This window comes from Hydromonas duriensis, assembly GCF_004363775.1.
Lineage (GTDB): Bacteria > Pseudomonadota > Gammaproteobacteria > Burkholderiales > Burkholderiaceae > Hydromonas > Hydromonas duriensis.
In genome coordinates this window covers 1-2,991 of record NZ_SNZE01000059.1, presented here as the reverse complement: position 1 = coordinate 2,991, position 2,991 = coordinate 1, and the positions used below count along the sequence as shown (strand labels likewise).

Below are 2,991 nucleotides of genomic sequence, written 5' to 3'. Positions count from 1 at the left end.
TTCATATGTGCCGTTGGCATTGGTATCTATAAACACTCGTCCTCGCAAAGTCGCTGCATCCAAACCCTGAATCGTAACGGGTGAACCAGAGCGAACAACTTGTACAGACGTAGGGTTGTTAGCTAACAATGTGGTACGACCATAAATTGAATTGATGATGGTTGATGTACTATTGATAGTTGGTGCTTGCACAGAGATTGCACCATAGCCAGCGTAGCCAATCAAAAGCGGGTTTGATGTTGTAAAGCGAACCGCTGTTATACCATCTGGTAAAGTACCACTGGTATATTCAGTCCAAGCAATACCAACAGAACCATCTTCCTGACCAGAAACACTAACTTTAGCCAATACATCAGCGGATGCCTGTGTTGTGTATTCAATTTTCACAGTACCCATTGCACTCGTTGTCATCCCTGACGAAAGTCCAACGACTTTGAGCTTACCTGCCCCTAAGTTTTGAGTACCATTGTCATCACCATCAAACGGCAAAACATCAACAAAAGTACCCACACCAGAATCTGAACCACCACCATTACCGAAATTAATCGTATAACCAAAAGTCTCGTTAGGACCAACCTTACCGTTGGTTACACCTGTAGTCGTTTTACTGGCAGTAAATGAAGCGACACCCGCGACATTAGTAAACACCGTGCTTCTTCTATCTTCTCCACCAAAGCGTTCAAGACGGGTTCGCAAATCAGATGTTGATATTGAGTCAATATCAATGGTCTTATTACCAGGTACAGTCTTAGAAAGGACATTATACTGAAACACAATTGGCGATAAGCTTGTTAACTTGCCTGGATATCCAGTAGTCGCTGCACCTCCAGGAACAGAAACATCACCCAAGTTAAATGTAATGTTGCCTACTGAAACATCATCACTGGTACAAGGTATACCATCAGCACCATAGTTACCATTAATCACAACTGCGTTTGCAGGTAAAGAAGCGAGGTTTGGCAACAAACAATTTGTCTCATTTGTAACTCTGATCTGGTAATTTGTTGCAACACCATCCAGACCAGCAATTGGCGAACCAATCACCTGCGGAGTAATGGTCACTGTCTCGGTAGCTCCAGGAGAGACACTTGTCCCACTATTAGCAGGGTGCTGAACTGCTGCTATATTCTGCACCATGACGGATTGTGTTGTAACTCGACCTCCTTTGGTGGTTAAGCCAGTAACGCCAGTATAATCTGACTTAAATTCCTTTGTCGTAGCCGTAGTTGAATCTACATAAGAATATTGATAAAACCACGGCAAGACAGTGCCATTTGCCAAACTTAATGATGCAGTAGTCGTTGGGCGAACGAATGGAATTTGTAAGCTCAAACCATATCCAGGAGATAAAGGCTTGGTATAACGATAACGAACAGAGGTAACTGCGTCATAACCACCTGATAGTGAAGAAGGGTCAGTCACCCAACCCGATGCCCCATCTCCAGCCAAACCACAGCTTGCAGCTCGCCGAGCTGCATCATCAGCATATGCAACCGATGAGTACTCAATAACCACATCGGGTGATGATAACACTTGGTTCGGTGCTCCAGTAGATTGTGACGTTGTCGCACCATATCTGACTTTAGCCAAAGACTTTAGATTAAGGTAGGTGTTATTAAAAGTCGTACAACCTGAGGAATCGGTCGTATCACCATTACCAGTTTGATCACTATAAAAGCCACTCCAAGCATCAAAAGCCATACCTGGCAAAACGACTTCTGAATATGCGCCATTTGCATTATTCAGATTATTGTCATCAGCAAACATAACGTTAGTAATATCGCCAGGCTCTGATGTATTGGAAAAAAAAGCAGTAACTATGGGCGATATTTCTGTTCTATTAATCCCTAGGGAAACACATACCCTAGATTGAGAAATGCCGACACCTGTTGGGCAGGTATAACCTGGTTGACTATCTGGAGCGTAATCAGCACCAAAGTTCGACTGATTTGAAATACTGACTGGGTCAAATTCAGTAATTTGATTAACCGCGTAAGATGTAGCACCAAGCGGAAAATTATCATCAGCAGGGTTAGACGGCGTATTATTCGGATCTGTAGGAACAAATATGGGGAATGAAGTAAAAATTGTCGATACTTGACTGGGCGAGAAAAATCCATACTGATTCGACGTCGAGAAAGTAACAGTACTATTGTAGGTGATAGTTACAGGATCACCTGGTGCTGACTGGACACAAGTAAATCCTCCAGGGCAACTCGTTAAATAAGCCCCTGGCATCATACTAAGTTTGAAACTGGTACCCGCTCGTAATGCCTCTGCACCCCTGTTATTAGAATTAACAATAGAAGTGCCATCAACACCAAGACCAAAATTCATCACATAACTATAACCACCAACAGAATTAACGGTAGTCTTCAATAAGTTATTGTTGAATGTACGCGTCGTGGCTTTAGGTGCAGCACTAATTGTCACCGCAGGTAAGTTAACTGGAGCAGCACCATCAATCGATACTGTGGGTGTAATTGTTGCACCATTCTGAAGAAGCGGACCCGCACCAAACGTAACTGTAAAAGACTCCGCACCAGTTGTTACCGTTCGTCTACATGTCATAACCGTACCTGTATTTGTTACACCCCCGTTACAGATACTTGTACTAATGCTAGACCAAGATGAACCAGCAGGCAAAGTGAATACAAAAGTCGTTAGTTTTGTAGAATCTGAAACATAGCCAAACTGATACTCAGTAGTGTCATTCACACGAACAATACCATTTGTTGGCGAGCTGTCTTTCCCTGCCACATCAGTCGCATCATATGATTCACTACCATCTCTATTAACAGTAGCATTGAAAGAAGTAATCGCTGCATGCGCAGTTGATGCGGCGAACAACATCACCATCATCAGTACTCGCCACATTGTAAATATTCGTTTAAACATCATCTCGGTTTTCATCAATTCTCTTCCGTTGAACCACTTACTCATTTTTTGTTTTAAATTCTGCCGTGCCATGACTTAGAACCTCCCTAGGAT

1 protein-coding gene is annotated in these 2,991 nt (G+C 42.9%); it reads right to left on the bottom strand.

Annotated elements, in window-relative coordinates:
• Positions 1–2,970, bottom strand: a 2,970-nt coding sequence (locus DFR44_RS11195; protein ID WP_133621650.1) for a hypothetical protein, incomplete at its 3' end; no start/stop codon positions are given.
• Positions 2,971–2,991 lie beyond the last annotated feature (21 nt).